At 70.3% G+C, this 16604-nt stretch carries 13 protein-coding genes; 7 read left to right on the plus strand and 6 right to left on the minus strand.

Annotated features, from left to right (window positions below; all coding sequences use genetic code 11):
* Positions 1–351 precede the first annotated feature (351 nt).
* Complete coding sequence (gene trxA, locus H6693_10965) at positions 352–675, plus strand: thioredoxin (protein MCB9516704.1); 324 nt, start codon at positions 352–354, stop codon at positions 673–675.
* Between the two features lie 144 nt (positions 676–819).
* Positions 820–2703, plus strand: coding sequence for an ABC transporter ATP-binding protein (locus H6693_10970; protein MCB9516705.1), 1884 nt, complete (start codon positions 820–822; stop codon positions 2701–2703).
* Positions 2704–2709: 6 nt separating this feature from the next.
* Here the strand turns inward: H6693_10970 and H6693_10975 are convergent, their stop codons facing one another.
* Positions 2710–4260, minus strand: coding sequence for a hypothetical protein (locus tag H6693_10975; protein ID MCB9516706.1), 1551 nt, complete (start codon positions 4258–4260; stop codon positions 2710–2712).
* A 216-nt stretch (positions 4261–4476) separates the two neighbouring features.
* On the opposite strand from H6693_10975, the gene H6693_10980 reads away from it, so the two are divergent.
* Positions 4477–4722 carry a hypothetical protein gene (locus H6693_10980; protein ID MCB9516707.1) on the plus strand — a complete coding sequence of 82 codons (246 nt, stop codon included), beginning with the start codon at positions 4477–4479 and terminating at the stop codon, positions 4720–4722.
* Positions 4723–4758: 36 nt separating this feature from the next.
* On the opposite strand, the gene H6693_10985 is transcribed toward H6693_10980, so the two are convergent.
* Together H6693_10985 and H6693_10990 are read right to left on the minus strand one after the other, a co-directional pair.
* On the minus strand, positions 4759–7050 hold the full coding sequence (locus H6693_10985) for a T9SS type A sorting domain-containing protein (GenBank protein ID MCB9516708.1): 2292 nt from the start codon (positions 7048–7050) through the stop codon (positions 4759–4761).
* A 26-nt stretch (positions 7051–7076) separates the two neighbouring features.
* Positions 7077–9326 (minus strand): hypothetical protein, encoded by a 2250-nt coding sequence (locus tag H6693_10990; GenBank protein MCB9516709.1) that lies wholly within the window; start codon positions 9324–9326, stop codon positions 7077–7079.
* Positions 9327–9574: 248 nt separating this feature from the next.
* Here H6693_10990 and H6693_10995 point away from each other — a divergent pair, with 248 nt between their 5' ends.
* The 4 genes from H6693_10995 to H6693_11010 are packed head-to-tail and all read left to right on the plus strand — an operon-like array spanning position 9575 to position 14839.
* The gene (locus tag H6693_10995) at positions 9575–10762 is read left to right on the plus strand and encodes an aminotransferase class I/II-fold pyridoxal phosphate-dependent enzyme (GenBank protein ID MCB9516710.1); all 1188 of its coding nucleotides are present in this window, start codon (positions 9575–9577) and stop codon (positions 10760–10762) included.
* Between the two features lie 54 nt (positions 10763–10816).
* Positions 10817–11041, plus strand: a complete 225-nt coding sequence (locus H6693_11000; protein ID MCB9516711.1) for a NifU family protein — start codon at positions 10817–10819, stop codon at positions 11039–11041.
* 58 nt (positions 11042–11099) lie between these two features.
* Positions 11100–12881 carry an FAD-dependent oxidoreductase gene (locus H6693_11005; protein ID MCB9516712.1) on the plus strand — a complete coding sequence of 594 codons (1782 nt, stop codon included), beginning with the start codon at positions 11100–11102 and terminating at the stop codon, positions 12879–12881.
* Entirely contained in the window at positions 12878–14839 is a 1962-nt protein-coding gene (locus H6693_11010) for a glycosyltransferase family 39 protein (protein ID MCB9516713.1), read from the plus strand. The genes H6693_11005 and H6693_11010 overlap by 4 nt, the downstream gene beginning before the upstream one ends.
* Here H6693_11010 and H6693_11015 read toward each other — a convergent pair.
* From H6693_11015 to H6693_11025, 3 genes are read right to left on the minus strand one after another with little or no spacing between them, the layout of a single operon-like run.
* The gene (locus H6693_11015; GenBank protein MCB9516714.1) at positions 14836–15366 is read right to left on the minus strand and encodes a DUF1697 domain-containing protein; all 531 of its coding nucleotides are present in this window, start codon (positions 15364–15366) and stop codon (positions 14836–14838) included. The genes H6693_11010 and H6693_11015 overlap by 4 nt on opposite strands.
* 46 nt (positions 15367–15412) lie before the next feature.
* The gene (locus tag H6693_11020) at positions 15413–16150 is read right to left on the minus strand and encodes a hypothetical protein (GenBank protein ID MCB9516715.1); all 738 of its coding nucleotides are present in this window, start codon (positions 16148–16150) and stop codon (positions 15413–15415) included.
* Positions 16122–16598, minus strand: a complete 477-nt coding sequence (locus H6693_11025; protein ID MCB9516716.1) for a hypothetical protein — start codon at positions 16596–16598, stop codon at positions 16122–16124. The genes H6693_11020 and H6693_11025 overlap by 29 nt, the downstream gene beginning before the upstream one ends.
* Positions 16599–16604: the final 6 nt, after the last annotated feature.

Genomic DNA, 16604 nt, shown 5'->3' on the forward strand with positions numbered 1-16604 from the left:
TCGCGGATTGGATGTGAGGCACGGCGAGGAACTCAACGCCGGACCGGCGGCGAAGTTCCGGAAGATATATCACGGCGGGTGGGTGCGGACAAGTGATTCACCGTCAAGGGATTGGACGTCGCGGCGTGGGGGTCGGCGGTCGCATATGAGTTATTGAGCCTGTAACATGCGGAAGACCTTTTGCGGCGGCCTGTTTGCCGGCGCTAAGCCGGCCCGACGCTTGGACTTGTCCGGGGCCATTGGTGATGAAGCCGGGATGAATTTTCCTCCCAAAATCCCCTTGTGCTGACCGCGGGGGGCGGGGCTATTGTGGCGATCGTGACAGCACCCCAGCGCAGAGAGGTTTCGTGCATGGCCAGCATCCAGGACGTGAGCAGTCAGCACTTCGATGCGGTGATCCAGGATTCGCAAGTCCCTGTCCTGGTTGACTTTTGGGCGGATTGGTGCGCTCCCTGCAAGGCGATGGAGCCCATGCTCGAAGAGATGAGCACGCTCCTGGGCGGCCGGGTTCGCTTCGTGAAGGTGAACGTGGACGAGGCGCGTCAGATCGCCATCCGCTACCGCATTCAGAGCGTCCCCACGCTGCTGGTCTTCAACGAGGGGCGGCCCGTGGACTCGATCACGGGAGTTCCGCCTCGCATGAACCTGCAGGATCGCATCGAAAAACACTTGTGACCTCCTTGTCTCTCGGGATTGCATAAGGAAAGCGGAAGAACGGGCGGCCTCAGCCGGGCCGCCCGTTTGCTTGCGCGGCACAGAGGCGGGTGATAGGGTCCCGGCGATCCGCGCCCGGGCCGGGCGCCGACCCCAGGGACCGCCATGCTCCGGATCTACACGCGCCTCCTCGGCTACCTGCGCCCCTACTGGCGGCGGGTGGTGCTCGCCTTCGGCGCCATCGTCCTCTACGCCGTGCTCAGCGGGGCCTCCCTGACCCTGCTGGTGCCCTTCCTCGACAACCTCTTCCAGTCCGGCGGCGCGCCGCCGTCCACCGAGCAGATGGAGGCGCAGCCGGGCGGCGGCGACCTGGACGAGGTCCTGGCCGGCCGGCTGCCCTTCCTGGCCCGCGCCAAGGCCGGGATCGAGCGGAGGGTGGACGCGACCCGCGCCTGGCTGGACCGGGGCGACCCCTTCACGCGGCTGCGGCGGATCGTCGTGCTGATCGTGCTGGTCTTCCTGGCCAAGAACCTCTTCGGCTACCTCGATCCCTACCTGGTCAACTGGCTCGAGCAGCGCTGTCTCTTCGACCTGCGCCAGGACCTCTGCCGCGTCCTCCAGCAGCAGCCGCTGGGGTGGATCACCCGCCAGAAGACGGGCGAGCTGATCAGCCGCGTGGTGAACGACGTGAACATGCTCCGCGGCGCCATCATCGGCGCCACGGCGACGCTGCTGCGCGAGGGGCTGCTGCTGGTGATCTTCCTGGGCTTCCTGCTGGTGCTCAACTGGCGGCTGGCGCTGGCTGCGCTGTTGGTGGTGCCGATCAACGCCTGGCTCATGCGCCGCCTGGGGCAGCTGCTGCAGCGCGACAGCACGCGCATCCAGGTGCGCATGGGCGACATGGCCGGTCACCTGCAGGAGACGCTGAGCGGCGCGCGCGTGGTGAAGGCCTTCGGTCGCGAACAGGACGAGATCGAGCGCTTCCGCCACTACAACTGGGACTACTTCCGCGGCTTCGTGCGCCTGCGCGGCCTGGGCGCGCTCAACGCCCCGGCCAGCGAGATGCTCTCCACGCTCTCGGTGGTCTTCATCGTCGGCTACGGCGGGCACCAGGTGCTGCAGGGGAACATGAGCGCCAGCGCGCTGATCCTCTTCCTGGTGGCGGCCGTGTCGCTGGTGGGGCCCCTGCGCAAGATCTCCGAGTTGAATCAGGTGCTCCAGGAGGGCCTGTCCGCCGGCCGGCGCGTCTTCGGTCTGCTCGACGAGGAGGGCGAGGCCGCGCTACTCACGGGCGGGGTCGCGCCGGGGCCGCTTGCCGAGGCAATCCGCTTCGAGCACGTGGGTTTCGCCTACGAGCCCGGCCGGCCGGTGCTGGCGGACGTCACCCTGGAGATTCCCAAGGGACAGGTGGTGGCCCTGGTGGGCCCGAGCGGCGGCGGCAAGAGCACCCTGGCGGACCTGCTGGCGCGCTTCCACGAGCCCGGCGAAGGCGCGATCCGCATGGACGGCCGCGACCTGCGCGAGTTCAGCCTGCGCGACTGGCGCGCGAAGCTGGGGATCGTCACGCAGGACGTGCTGCTCTTCAACGACTCGATCCGCAACAACATCGCCTACGGCCGACCGGACGCCACCGACGCGCAGGTGGAGGCGGCGGCGCGCGCGGCGCGGGCGCACGGCTTCATCGCGGCCACGGCCCAGGGCTACGACACGGTGATCGGCGAACGCGGGCTGCAGCTCTCCGGCGGCGAGCGCCAGCGCCTGGCCATCGCGCGCGCCATCCTGCGCGATCCGGAGATCCTCATCTTCGACGAGGCCACCAGCGCCCTGGACACCGAGAGCGAGCGACTCGTCCAGGAGGCCATCGAGCGGCTCATGAGCGGGCGCACCACGCTGGTGATCGCCCACCGGCTGTCCACGGTGCAGGGCGCGCATCGGATCGTCGCGCTGGCCGAGGGGCGCATCGTCGAGCAGGGCCGGCACGAGGAGCTGCTCGCGGCCGGCGGGCTCTACAAGCAGCTCCACGAGCTCCAGTTCGCCGGCGGCGCCTAGCGCGGCTCAGGGTTCGATCGTCAGCGTGGTGCTGATGTACACGTAGCCCGGCTCGCCGGGGCAGGAGTCGATGACGTAGCACTCCAGCGGGAACGTGCCGCTCGCGAAGGGCGTGCCGACGATCCTGCCATCCACGAACTCCATCGCCGGCGCGGCGAACTCCAGCAGCGTCCAGGAGCGCTGCCCCTCGCCGCCCGTGACCGGCAGCGTGTAGTCGTAGGGCGCGTCGACGTGGGCCACCGGCAGCGGGGTGTCGGCGTAGACCAGCGGCGCGCAGCCGCCCCCCGGGTCGGTCACCGTGAGCGTCAGCGTCACGGGGAGCTCCTGATCGCCGTAGGGGCAGAAGTCCCTGACCGTGCCCGCGATGTCGTACACGCCGGCGAAGACCGGGCGGCCGACCAGATGATTGCCGCCGGAGCTGTCCTGGGTGATTCCCAGCGGCAACTGACCCACCCCGAAGCTCACGCGATAGGGCGGGGTGCCGCCGCTGATGGGGAAGCTGCCCGCGTAGGGTTCGCCCCGCACGGCCGTGGCGACGTCCAGCGCGCCGGCCTGCAATGGCTCGCACTCTCCCGCGGCCGGCAGCACCGTGATCGTGCAGGGCTGATCCAGGACCTGCGCTCCGAGGGGGCAGCCGTCGGTGACGCGCATGACGTAGGTGTAGACGCCGGCCTGGGTCGGCGTCCCATGGACGACGTTCGAATTCACCTCGCTCTGGGCGAGCCCCGGCGGCAGGTTCTCCGGATCGAGCAACTCGAAGGTGAAGGGCTCGACGCCCAGCCCGATGAAGAGCGACACGCCGAACGGCTCGCCGACCACGGCGACGTCGGGCACCAGGGGCCGCGTCGTCAGGGGTTCGCAGAAGTCGGCCGACACCTCGATCGAGATGTCCGCCTCGACGGAGGAGCCCCCGTCGGGGCAGTCGTCCGAGAACCGCAGGCGGAAGTCGTAGACGCCCACCGCGGACGGCGTGCCGAGCAGCAGGTCGCCCCCCGCGAGCCCGAGTCCGGGCGGCAGCATGCCGCTCACGACCTCGGCGTCGCGATGGCCGAACCCGCCTTCGAGCTGGAAGTGCACCCCGACGTAGGCGCCGAGGGTCAGGATGCTCCTGTCCAGGCCGAGGTAGGCGAGCGGGGGGCAGCTGCCGGGATAGATGACCGTCAGCTTGACGGTGACGTCGTCCGGGCGGGACCCCGCGCAGCTGTCCGTGACCCGCAGCGTGGCCTGGAAGATGCCGTCCTCGAGCGGGCTCCCGCTCAAGCGCAGCGTGTCCCCTTCCACGGTGACCTGGACACCCTCGGGCAGGGCGCCGGCGGCGACCGCGGCGGAGAAGGGCGGCAGGCCATCTTGGATGTGCCACGCCGCGCTCCAGGCGCCCCCCGTGCTGACGATGGCACTGGCCCCAAAGCCGTCGATGTAAACGTCGTCGCAGTCCTCGGTATCGTCGGGAGGCGGCTGGCTGCCCTCGTCGTTGGCCAGCGGGCAGTTGGACCCGGAAAGGGCGAGGACGAGCAGCAGCAGCAGCGGCAGGGCGGGAAGGCGGCGAAGCCAGGACATCGGGATCCTCCGGGGACGGGGCGCCGAGGCGCCGTTACATGGAGCTGGGACGCGCCACGGCCGCGGAGAATCACGACAAAGCGTCGAATCTGTGAAAAACCGGCAACGCCGCCTCGGCTTGACAGGCGGGCGCGGGGAGGCGTATCAGGGTGAAAGCCGGATGAAGGCGCCGCCCGGCGCCGGGCGGCCGGCGTGTTGGCGAGGAGGTGCGACCGCATGCCGAAGGCCAGGCCCTTTCAGCCGTCCGAGGAGGCGGTGCAGTCCCTGATCCGCCGCGCGGACGGGCACCCCCTGGGGCGGGGCTTCCTGCTCAAGGGCTCACTGGACGCCGTCGCCGCCACCTTCGGGGTTCACGCCTTCGTGGTGGATCGGGCGCGGGAATCGCTGGCCGCCGCCGACGCCGGCCCGGCGCGCCCCCCGGACGCGACGAAGACCCTCCACGTGCGGCGCAAGGGCGCCTGACCCCCTACCTGAGCGTCTGGCTGAATGCGACTGCGTTCAGCGCAGCAGGACCAGCTTCACGGCCTCGCTCACGCCGCCGCCCTCGAAGCGCGCGAAGTAGACGCCCGAGGCCAGCGCGGCGCCGTGCTCGTCGCGGCCGTCCCACTGCACGTTTCGCTCACCGGCCGGCAGGCTCCCCGCGAGGAGCTGGCGCACGCGGCGACCGTTGACGTCGTGGATGGCCAGGCTTCCCGCACCCGCCGACGGCATGCGCAAGGTCAGCGTGACCGTGGGGTTGAAGGGGTTGGGGTGTGGCGCGAGCAGGTGCCGCGCGGCGAGCACGGGCGTGTCCGGCGCCGCCGTCAGCCAGCAGGGCAGCGGTCCCAGCCGCATCGATCCGCCGCTGCTCCCCACGGCGATGAGGCAGTTGTCCGCGACGTGGACGAGGTCAAAGTGGCCCCGCAGCGTGGCGGCGATCCGCGGGTGTAGGGGCAGGCTCAGGTCCAGCAGGTAGAGCAGGTCGGGGTCGTAGCCGCCGCCCACGAGACCGAGCACGCCCCGGGCGTCGAAGGACTGCATTTCGCCGACCAGCCGGAGGCTGTCGGCTGGGATGGGCGCAGCCGGCTGGGCCAGGTCGACGGCGGCCAGCTCCGTGGCCCCGTAGGGCCCGCTCCAGTACATGTAGCCCGTACCGCCGAGGAGGCCGAGACCATTGAAGTTGTACTCCGCGTCGGGGTGCTCCCAGACCGCCGGGGCGGGGATCGCCTGCGGATCGCTGACGTCGTAGGCGTAGAGCTCGGCGCGGGACATCACGAAGGCCGTGTCGCCGCGCAGGTCGACGTCGTTGCTGAAGTGGTCGAAGTGCGCGACCAGCGCCGGCTGCGCGGGATCGCTCACGTCGTAGACTTCGAAGCCGCGGGTGCCGGCGGCCAGGTAGGCGTAGCCATCGCGCAGCGCGCAGGCGAAGACGTGGCCGGAGTAGCCCCAGTCCGCCTGATGGACGATCTCCCAGTTCACCAGGTCGATCAGCGCGAAGCCCTGCCCGGAGCTGAGGGGGTCGACGCCCACGCAGGCCAGGGAGCCGTCCACCGCCAGCGCTTCGCTGTAGTCGAGGGGCAGCTCGCGCAGCACGGAGACGGCGGCGGGGTCGCTGATGTCGAGCTCGACGAATCCGGTCGGGCCCACCGCGTAGTACAGCCCCGGTGTGGCGCCGGCGCAGATCGCGTTGGGCGAGACGGGGGCGGTCCAGGGCAGCGTGGCGTCCTGGAGATCCCCCAGCTGCAGCACCTGGACCTGAGAGACGGGCCACTCGGTGGGGGGGATGTCCCAGCCATCCGTGCCGCCGAGGACGATGGCGCAGGAGCCGTCGTCCAGGTTGAGGCAGCGGGGCAGCAGTGCATCGGTGTAGGACAGCGGCAGGTCGACGAGGCGCTGCGGATCTGCGGCGACGCTGACGTCCTCGACGTAGACGCCCCACTCGTTGCACATCGCCGCCAGATTCCCGTTCAGCTCGAGACTGCGGACGCGGACTCCGTAGCTGCTCAGCGGCACGCCGCCACGGACTTCGAGCTGGCCGCCGCCCTGCCAGAGAAAGATCTTGAGGCCGTCGCCCGCCACGTAGACGTACCCGCCCTCCGCCTCCACCTCGGGGTAGCTGTCGCCCAGCGGCAGCGTGCCGACCAGCACCGGCGCGGACGGATCGGCGAGGTCGAGGATGCGGAGGTTGTCGATCTCGTCGCTCACGAAGGCGTAGCCCCAGGCCGCCGCCACGTCGAGCGGGGTTGAGGGCAAGGTCGCCGTGCCGAGGAGCTGGGGATCGGTGGGCGTGCTCACGTCGACCACGAGCATGGCGTTTGCGGCGCAGGTCACGAGGATGCGGTCACCGTCCGCGTCGAGGCAGAGCCGCCGCGCGTCCCCGGGCAGATCGATCCCGCCGGCGAGGAACTGCGGCGCGCCGGGATCGCTGAGGTCGAGCACCATCAGCCGCGCCGGCGTGCTGTAGTACTCGCTGCGCAGGACGTAGGCCACGGTGCCGTGCAGGCGAACGTCGCGCGGCATGTGGACGTCGACGCTGCTCAGAAGGACCGGCGCGTCGGGGTCGGCGAGGGAGAAGACGTCCACGCCGTCCCAGAGCGGTCCGTGGCCGTCGTCCAGGCCGTTCACCACCACCGCCAGATCGCCCGCGCGGTCCATGCGGAAGGGGACGCCGGTGCTGAAGATGCGGCCCGCGCCGAGGCGGAGGTGCTCGTCGTAGTCGCCGCAGTCCTGAGCACGCGCGCCGGCGGCCAGGGTCAGGCAAATCGCCGCCGTCAGGACGGCGCGGTGGACACGGAGCTTCCTTGCGAACATCGCGAGACCTCCCCGGTGAGCGACGGTCAGCGAATCAGCGCGAGCTTGCAGGACGCGTGGAGCGTCCCCGCCTCCAGGCGGGCGAAGTACAGCCCCGAGGCGAGCGGGCGGCCGCGGTCGTCGGCGCCGTCCCAGTCGAGCTGGTTGAGCCCCGCGGGCAGCATCGCCCGTGTGAGCGTGCGCAGGTGGCGTCCCGTGACGTCATGGATGCTCACCGTGGCGAAGGCCGCCTCGGGCAGCGCGAAGCTCACGCGCGTCTTGGGGTTGAAGGGGTTGGGATGGGCGACGAGGAGCGGCGCGGCGAGCGGCGTGTCCTCGACCGCCGTGGGCTGGCACTGCACGGGGCCGACCTCGAGTCCGTCCACGAACGCGCCCCAGAGCCCCACGAAGAGTCGATCGCCCAGCGTGCGCAGGGAACTGGGGATGTTCAGGCAGTCGAGCTGCCCCACGCGCAGGGGGGCCGCCGGTTCCGTGGCGTCCAGCACCTCCACCTTGTTCATGAAGTAGCGGTTGTAGCCCGCGTAGACGATGTCGCCGTCCACCGCGAAGCAGCTCGGCGACGCCGGCAGCTCGATGCTGCTGGCCAGGGCCGGGGCGTCGGGATCGGCGAGGGAGTAGCAGCTCAGGCCGTAGCCGTCCTCGAGCCCGCCGACGTAGAGGTAGTCGCCGACGATCGCGAGCTCGCCGATGCGATCGAAGGGCATCGTGAGGTCGTCGAGCAGCACAGGCGCATCGGGGTCGCTCACGTCCACGGTCCAGAGGTGGTCGTTGGCGCTCAGGAAGTACTGCTGGATGTAGAGCCGGTCGCCGCGCTGAACGGCCTGGAAGATGCCCTCGCCGGCGAGGACGCCCCGCTGCACGGGCGCGAGCGGGTCGCTGTAGTCGTAGATCTGCAGCCCCGCGTCGTTGACCGAGAGGTAGGCCAGGTCGCCGTCCATGACGATGCCCTCGACGTAATCGCCCGGGTCGAAGTCGTGGACCGGCTCGAAGGGATCGAGCCCCACCGTGTAGATGCCCACGTCGACGGTGGACGCCAGCAGGAAGCCGTTGCCGGCGGCCAGGGCGATGCCGTTGCCGTAGAGATCGACCAGGCCGGCCTGCGCGGTGGCGCCCGGTGCGCTCACGTCGAAGCGGACGACGTTGCCGCCGGACTGCGTGAGCAGGTAGAGATAGCCGTCGCTGCCCAGCGCCATCGCGCGCACGTTGCCCGACGTCGGCAGGTACTCGCTCGTGGGCACCATGCTGCCGTCCGCGGGATCGAGAGTGAAGAAGGCCGAGTAGTAGCTGTCGAGCTGCGACTCGTGGGACACTCCCCAGACGAGGCCGTCCCGCAGCGCGACGCTCCGCAGCCCGCGGGTCGTGTTGGTGACGCCGAGCACGACCGGCGCCGCGGGATCGCTCAGGTCGAGGAGGTAGAGCTGGCCGCCGCCGCTGACGACGCCGCGGTTCCCCTCCACGCTCACGCTGAAGATCGTGTCGACGCCCGCCGGCGCGAAGCTGCCCAGCACCGTCAGCGCGCCGCCGCCGGCCGGCGCGCAGATCCGCAGGCCCTCGGTGCCGGCCGTGTAGACGAGACCGCCGGCCACGGTGACGTCGAGAATGTCGCCGGGCACGGCGGGGTCGAGCAGGTGCACGGGCGCGGCGGGATTGCTCACGTCCACCACCTGCAGCCCCACGAAGGGTCCCGCGGCGAGGTAGGCGTAGTCGCCCAGGAGAGCGAGGGCGCGAGCGTCGCCGTAGCTGTCCGCGTAGCCGACGAGCGCGGGGGCGAGCGGATCGACGGCGTCGAGGATCTGCAGCCCCGCCTCGGAGACGGCCGCGTAGACCAGATCGCCCACCTTCACGAAGTCCCGCGGCACGCCGGGCAGATCGAGCGTGGATAGCGGGACGATGGCGGCGGGGTCCGTCACGTCCAGCACCACCAGGTCCTGCCCGGTGATGCCCGCCCAGAGGACGTCGCCCAGGGGCAGGAGGCCGTTGACGTGGTCGAGGCCGTAGATGTCGGCGTCCGTGCCGGCCCAGGCGCCGAGTTCGCCGAGGTGCGCGGGATCGCTGGTGTCCACGACCATGATTCCGGCGCCCCACTCGTAGTAGGTGTTGGCGCGTCTGGCGACGTAGGCGCGCCCGGCGACCGGGTCGAAGGCGAAGCCCTCGGACAGCCCGCTCGTGGCCTCCAGGGAGAGCAGGTCCATGTGGCCGTGGTAGTCGGCGCAGTTCTGGGCCATGGCAGCGCCCGTCCCGAGAGTGATCAGACCGCCCAGTACGAGCGACAGCATCCGCTTGCGAGCAGTAGTCATGTCATTCCCCCCCTGCAATGGCTTTCGGTGAGCGACAGCCGAGTCTAGTTAATTATAGGGGAAGGGCGCGGGGCGGGGCAAAGAACCCGCGGGGCAGCGGGCCGTGGAGGCGTGACAAACGACGGCGGGGGGGCTATCTTGGTCTCGCCCGGACCCCTGCCCACCCGGCCGATTCCATCCAAGGGAGCCCTTCCATGAGCGCGAGCAAGCACCCCGATCACGAGAGCATGGACACCCGCTGCGTGCACGCCGGCGTGGGCGACAACGAGCACCGGGCGGTGGTGCCGCCCATCTACCAGACCTCCACCTTCAAGTTCGACAGCGTGGAGCACGGCGCCGGGCTCTTCGCCGGGGGGAACGACCGGGGCGAGGGGTTCATCTACACGCGCCTGGGCAACCCCACGGTGCGGGCGCTCGAGCAGGCGCTGGCCGAGCTCGAGGGCGGCTTCATGGGCCTGGCCTGCGCCAGCGGCATGGCCGCCATCCACACGACTTTTGCGGCATTTCTCAAGACCGGCGACCACGTGGTCTGTAGCGAGTCCGTCTACGGCCCGGTGACGAGCCTGCTGAACGGCATGTTCGCCAAGCTGGGCGTCGAGACGACCTTCGTGGACAGCTCGGACCTCGCCGCGCTGAAGGCGGCGATCCGCAAAGACACAGCCGTGGTTCACATTGAGACGCCGGGCAATCCGACGCTGGCGGTCACCGACCTCGCCGCCGCGGCGGAGCTGGCCCACGCGGCCGGCGCGCGCCTGACCGTGGACAACACCTTCCTGAGCCCCGTGCTGCAGCGTCCGCTGGAGCTGGGGGCGGACGTGGTCGTCCACAGCCTGACGAAGTTCCTCAACGGCCACGCCGACGTGGTGGGCGGCGCGATCATCCCGAGGACCGAGGCCGACTGGAAGCTGCTGCGCCCGGCGCTGAACCTGGCCGGCGGCACGCTGGCGCCCCACGACGCCTTCCTGGTGCACCGCGGCCTCAAGACCCTCAGCCTGCGCATGGCGCGGCACTGCGAGACCGCGCAGCGCGTGGCCGAGCGGCTCGAGCAGCACCCGGCGGTGGCCTGGGTGCGCTACCCCGGTCTCGCCAGCGATCCCGGCTACGCCGTGTCCAGGAAGCAGGCGAGCGGGGGCGGCGGGGTGATCAGCTTCGAGCTCAAGGGCGGCCTCGAGGCCGGCCGCGCGCTCATGGAGGGCGTGACGCTGGCCCAGCTCGCGGTGAGCCTGGGCGGCGTGGAGACCCTGATCCAGCACCCGGCCAGCATGACCCACGCCAGCATGAAGCCGGAACTGCGGCGGCAGGCGGGCATCACCGACGGCCTCGTGCGCCTCAGCGTGGGCATCGAGGACGGCGACGAGATCCTCGCGGACCTGGAGACGGCGCTGGCGGCCCTGCCGGCGACCCAGACGGCCTAGACCTTTCGCCCGGGCGCGCCCGGCAGAGTGAGGTGTGCGATGACGGAGGCAACGCTGAACGATCGCGTCGAGGCGGCCCTGGACATCATCCGGCCGGCGCTGATGATGGACGGCGGCAACGTGGACCTGGTGGACGTGACCGAGGACGGCGTCGTCCTCGTCCGCCTGGTCGGCGCCTGCGACGGCTGCCCGGCCAGCACCATGACCCTGCGCGCGGGCATCGAGGCCACGCTCAAGCAGCAGATCCCCGAGGTCACGCGGGTCGAGAGCGTCTACTAGCCCGCCCCCGGGGGCGGGTCGCATTGCCCGCGGCGATCGCTCCCGCTATGCTTGCGGCATGGGCCGCCCACTCTTCCTTGTGCTGACGCTGCTCGCTGGTCTTGCCCAGAGAGCGACGCCGGCCACCGTGCTCGACGTGCAATGCCTGAGCCTGGTGCACGTCGCCGAGTCTGCGCCCCCTGATTCAATTGCGGTCGACGTCTACATCGCCGGCGGGGGACTCGGCGGCTGCGCGGCCGCGCTTGCGGCCTGCGACGCCGGCTTGCGGGTCCTGCTCAGCGAGGAGACCCGGTGGCTGGGGGGACAAGCGACTGCCGAGGGCGTCTCCGCGTTGGACGAGAACTACTGGGTCGAAACTAGCGGCGCAACTCGCAGCTACCAGCGCTTCCGCGCGCTCATACGCGATCACTACCGCCCGCTCTGCCGCGCGACGCCGCCGCCCGCGCGACTGAACCCCGGCAACTGCTGGGCCAGTGCGCTGGCCTTCGAGCCTGCCGTGGGCGTTGCGGCCCTGGACAGCCTTCTGGCCCCGCACTGCGCAAGTGGAGCGCTGAGCATCCTCCGCCGCTGGAAGCCCTATCGCGCCGAGGTCGCGGGCGCGCGGGTCGTCGCGGTGGACCTGGTACAACTCGACTCCGCCGCCCGCTGTCGCGTTCGCTCGGCCTACTATCTCGACGCCACCGCCCTCGGCGACCTGCTGCCGCTGGTCGGCGCGCACTACACGGTTGGCGCGGAGTCCCGCAACGTCACCGGGGAGCCGAGCGCTCCAGCGCTGGCTGACTCGCGCTGCGAGGCGGCGTTCACCTACCCGTTCGTCGTCGAGGCGCGTCCGGGCGAAAGCCGCCCCTGGCCTGCGCCGCCCGACTACGCGCGCGTCGTGGCTGACGCCGGCTTCGACGACCCCTGGCCTCTGCCTCTCGGGAGCGCGTCTGGCGACGCCGGTCCCCCGACGCTGCACGCCACGCTCCCCGGCGCGCCGGGATCCCTCTGGACCTACCGTCGCCTGATTGACGCCACGCAGTTCGATCCCGCCGCCCACGCCTGCGCGCTGACTCTCGTCAACTGGCCGACCATGGACTACCGCGGGGGCGGACTGCTCAGCGCGGATCCCGAGCAGCAGTTGGCCGCCCTTCGTGAGGCGAAGGCGCTGAGCCTTGCCTTCTTCCACTGGATGCAGACCGCGATGCCCCGCGCCGACGGCGGTGTCGGCCATCCCGAGCTGCGCCTGCTCATCGCCGCCATGGGCTCCGACGACGGCCTCGCCCTCCACCCCTATGTCCGCGAGTCCAGGCGGCTTGCCGCCTGGACCACCCTGCGTGAGCAGGATGTCGCCAAGGCCCTGCTTCCCGGGCGACGCCGGGGCCGCTTCTTTCGGGACGCGGTCGCCATCGGGCACTACGGGCTGGACCTTCACCCCGGGCCCTGCGCCGAGACCATATCCTCCGAGGCCACGCGCCCCTTCCAGATCCCCCTGGTAGCGCTGGTCCCCGAGCGGATTGAGAACCTCCTCGCCGCGGGGCGCTGTCTCGGCGTCACGCACATCACGGCGAGTTGCACGCGCCTCCATCCCATCGAGTGGGCTATCGGTGAAGCGGCGGGGGCCGCCGCGGCCGAGTGCGTCGCCTCCGACCTGGCGCCGCGAGCGCTCCTGGCCGACCCTGCGGCCCTGCTGAGGATGCAGCGGCGTCTGGTGTCGCGAGGAGCGCCCATCGTCTGGTATGCCGATCTGGCCACTGACGACCCCCGCTTCCAGGAAGCCCAGCTCGCCCCCTTCGTGGGCGCGGACGGCGACTCCCTCCTCGAACTCAGCTCCAACTACGACTCGGAGGCCTGGCAGTGACCCGCACCGCGCGCCTTTGGTTGTGGGCTGGTCTCGTTGGACTCTCCCTCGGCCTGCGGCTGTACCTGCTGAACTGGGGTCTGCCCTTCGTCTTCGAGGAAGCCGTTCCTCTCAAGAAGGCCTGGTACATGTGGCGGTGGGGGCAGAGCACGCTCCACCTCGACCCCGAGTTCTTCAACTACCCCAGCCTCACGCTCTACCTGCACCTCGCGCTCCAGGGCGCGGTCTTCGGCGTCCAGCGCCTCGCCGGCATGGTGGACTCGGCGACGGACTTCGCCGCCCACTACGTCGTGGATCCCAGTGCCGTCATGCTGGCGGGCCGCGCGCTGCAGGCGCTCTTCGGCGCGGCGACGGTCGCCCTCGCCTGGCCGCTGGGCCGCCGCCTCGGCGGGGCGCTCACTGCCGCGGGCGGCGCGGCGCTGCTGGCGCTGAGCACCACGCACATCGCGCGCTCGCAGATGATCGAGGTGGACGTTCCGCTCACCTGCTTCACGCTGCTCACCCTGCTCGCCCTGCTGCGGGCCGCCGAGCGGCCGAGCCTGCGCGCCTGGCTCGCGGCCGGCGCGGCGATGGGCCTGGCTGCCTCCACGAAGTACACGGGCGCGCTGCTGGCGCTGCCGCTGGGGGCGGCGGCGATCGTCGCGCGGCGCGAACACGGCGCGGCCCTGCGCGCGTGGTGGCCGGTGGCCGCGCTCGCTGCCGCGGCGCTGGTGTTCGCGGCAACTAGCCCCTACGTGCTCATCGACTTCGGCACCTTCCGCGAGCACTTCGGTTACGAGCAGCAGCATCTGAGCCTGGGGCAGTTCGGGCTGGCGGGGACGTCGAGCCTGGCCTACTACGGCCGCGTGCTGGCCGGCAGCTTCCTCGGCTGGCCGGCCGCGCTGCTCGCGCTCGCCGGCTTGACGCACGGCATTGCGCGGCGGCGCCCCGCGGCGCTGATCCTCGCCGCCTTCTTGCTGCCTTACCTGCTCGTAGTGAACACCTGGACGCTCCACGCCGAACGGTACCTGCTGCCGGCGCTGCCCTTGCTGCTGCTCTTCGCGGCGGCGGGGGCGAAGGCGTTGCTGGATCTCCCCCGGCTCCGCGCCTTCGCCGCGCCCGCACGGGCGGGCCTGGCCGCGGCGCTACTCCTCGCAGCCGCGGCGCCCTCGCTCCTCGCCTACCCCGGCTACCTGCGGAGCATCGGCAGCGACACGCGGGCCACGTCCACGCGCTGGATCGAGGCCAACGTGCCGCGCGGTTCGCTGGTGGTCAGCGAGCTCTACGGGCCCGAGCTGTCGGGACCGCAGCAGACGCTCTCGCTGCCCAGGGCCATCGGCGCGCGCGCCGAGGCGCTCGAAACGCGGCCCGACTTCGGCGCGCTCTTGATCCCCATGTACCAGGTCTACCCCGAGCGCACGGCCCCGCTCTACGACCTCGACCTCTACGCCATGGCCGACCTGCTCGTCACCTCGGACGCAGTGCGCGGCCGCTACGCGCGCGACCCGGCGCAGTTCGCCGCGCAGTGCGCGTTCTACGCGCGACTCGATCGCGACTGGGAGCGCGTGGCGGACTTCGCGCCCACGGGCGGCGGGCCGGAGATCGTCGTCTACCGCAATCCGCGCTGGCAGACGCCCTTCGCCGAACGCGACGCGATTCCCGAACCTCCGGCGCTGCAACTGGGGCCGGCGGGACCCACGGGCTCCGAGGCGACCTTCTACTACGAGTGGGGGACGGTCTGCGAGGTCTACGGGCAGCTCGTCCCCGCCGTGGACTGCTACGGCCTCGGCCTGCGCTACCCCGTGCCGCGGGACTCGCTCTACCGCGCGCTGGTGCTGCGACGGGCCGCCTGCCTCATCGACCTGGGCCGCGGCCAGGACGCGCTGCTCTGGCTGGAGGGGCTGGCCCGCGCGGAGCAAGAGCCTGCGCGCGCCGACTACCTGCGCTGGCTGCGGGGGCAGGTGGAGTCGAACCTCTAGGTCGCGGGATACTTCGCCACGAGTCGCCGCAGCGTGTTCAGCCCGCGGAAGGTGGCGCGCTGGCCGAGCGTCTTCTCGAAGACCGCGTTGGAGAACGTCGAGTCGCTCTGCTCTGCATCGCAGAGCCAGTGCAGCTCATGGCCGTGCAGGTGGAAGCGGTCGATGGCGGTCTCCAGGCCCGCGAGCGCGCGGCGCTGGGGCGCGGTGAGCGGCGCCTTGAGAAAGCCCACGTTGTGGGCCGTGGCCGCGGGCAGCGCGTCCGCATGCGCGACGATCGCCGCCAGCTCCACGTCGGTGCGCAGGAAGGTGGCCACGGCGTAGCCGAGGGCGGCCTCGAGGTGGCGTTCGATCTTCGTCTCCAGCGCGGGCAGCGAGCGCGCGCGGGTGGTGAAGATCACGTTGCCGCTGGCGATGAAGGTCTCAGGGGCGGCGATGCCCAGGTCGACGAAGTGGCCGCGCAGGGCGTCCATGGTGACGGTGTGACCGCCGACGTTGATGGCGCGGAGAAAGGCGATGCAGCGGGGCATGGTCCTGCGGGTCCTTCGGCGCGGACGGTGGGTGTCCGGCGCGAGCTCAGTACAGCGACTTTACTGCAGAGAAGCTCGTGGGCTCTACGACGACGATCCCGTCGCTCTCGATCTCCATCCCGAGGAGAATCTCGCCCATCCCGTAGTCGCTGAAGTAGATGCCTAGCGTATAGAGGTCGCGGTCCCCCGGAGGCTCGGGGGCAGGGGCGGTGTCTCGGCCAAACCATGTGTTTAGTATGGCAGACAGGTGCACATGGTCCGAGGATTGGTCTCGCCAAAGCATGGGATGGTGGCCGTCGGCACCTCCACCGGCGAGGGGCCGGATGAACACCCCGAAGGTCTCCTCCTCGTTCGAACCACCCAGCGCGAACCAGTGAAATACATCAAGCTCCTCCCAGCAGTAGTTGCAAGTGGTCGTATACTCGTTGAGTCGCTGAAAGGAAAAGCCCTCTGATCCGTCGCTGTAGCGAATCCGGTAGATCAGATGTACCTCATAGGGGATGCCAGACTCGGCGTAGTCGCCGCCATGGTAGAACCAGATCCGCTGAACGATGAAACCCTCGTCAAAGGTGTCGTCCGGCCAGGTCATGAAGTTCCCCACCACTGTAGTGCTGGTTGGCCCCCAGATCGGCGAGTAAGGGACGCCATCGTGGATGTCAATCGACAGAAAACCGCGTTCTGTCGGCGCGGCCGTGGCGCTGGAAGGAACTCCTAGGCCAAGGGCAGCAAGCATGGCCGAAAGCAAGATGGCGTAGCTAAAACTGAACGATCTGCAGATTCGCATTAGGGGCCTCCACATCGACCGTGAGGACAACCGATTCCTCCTGTGGCGCAAGCCGAAGAAGCAGGCTGTCCCCAGGACACGGCAAGGAATCCAGCATCGCCAAAGGGCTCAAGTCGAATAGAATCTCTCGGTGTTCGCCGTCCTCCTTGGCGGGGAACAGGTCGAGGAGCTGGAGCATGGACACTTCGTCATCTCCGCTACGGCAAAGGACCTCAAGGCCGAGAAGGACATCGTCGTCACTCAGAGAAACCGGAGTGACGAGTAACCATTCTAGCACGATCTGCCGACCAGTCGCCACGATGCCTGCGCCGCCTACGACAGTCACGAACCCCCCGCTGCTGGCGTCCGCAGCAAAGGCAAGGGCCGTCTCCTCGATCTCGAGTGCTCTGCAGTGTGAGGAGTGAATGGAAGCTGTGGCAACGGCGACCACAAGAACGACCTTGCCCAACCTCAA

This window comes from Candidatus Latescibacterota bacterium (genome assembly GCA_020633725.1).
In the GTDB taxonomy this organism is placed as follows: domain Bacteria; phylum Krumholzibacteriota; class Krumholzibacteriia; order JACNKJ01; family JACNKJ01; genus VGXI01.

What these genes read in the sequence shown, in the direction of transcription:
- trxA (MCB9516704.1), top strand. Translation starts at nt 352, where the DNA reads ATGGCCAGCATCCAGGACGTGAGCAGTCAGCACTTCGATGCGGTGATC.
- H6693_10970 (MCB9516705.1), top strand. Translation starts at nt 820, where the DNA reads ATGCTCCGGATCTACACGCGCCTCCTCGGCTACCTGCGCCCCTACTGG.
- H6693_10975 (MCB9516706.1), bottom strand. Translation starts at nt 4,260, where the DNA reads ATGTCCTGGCTTCGCCGCCTTCCCGCCCTGCCGCTGCTGCTGCTGCTC.
- H6693_10980 (MCB9516707.1), top strand. Translation starts at nt 4,477, where the DNA reads ATGCCGAAGGCCAGGCCCTTTCAGCCGTCCGAGGAGGCGGTGCAGTCC.
- H6693_10985 (MCB9516708.1), bottom strand. Translation starts at nt 7,050, where the DNA reads ATGTTCGCAAGGAAGCTCCGTGTCCACCGCGCCGTCCTGACGGCGGCG.
- H6693_10990 (MCB9516709.1), bottom strand. Translation starts at nt 9,326, where the DNA reads ATGCTGTCGCTCGTACTGGGCGGTCTGATCACTCTCGGGACGGGCGCT.
- H6693_10995 (MCB9516710.1), top strand. Translation starts at nt 9,575, where the DNA reads ATGGACACCCGCTGCGTGCACGCCGGCGTGGGCGACAACGAGCACCGG.
- H6693_11005 (MCB9516712.1), top strand. Translation starts at nt 11,100, where the DNA reads ATGGGCCGCCCACTCTTCCTTGTGCTGACGCTGCTCGCTGGTCTTGCC.
- H6693_11015 (MCB9516714.1), bottom strand. Translation starts at nt 15,366, where the DNA reads ATGCCCCGCTGCATCGCCTTTCTCCGCGCCATCAACGTCGGCGGTCAC.
- H6693_11020 (MCB9516715.1), bottom strand. Translation starts at nt 16,150, where the DNA reads ATGCGAATCTGCAGATCGTTCAGTTTTAGCTACGCCATCTTGCTTTCG.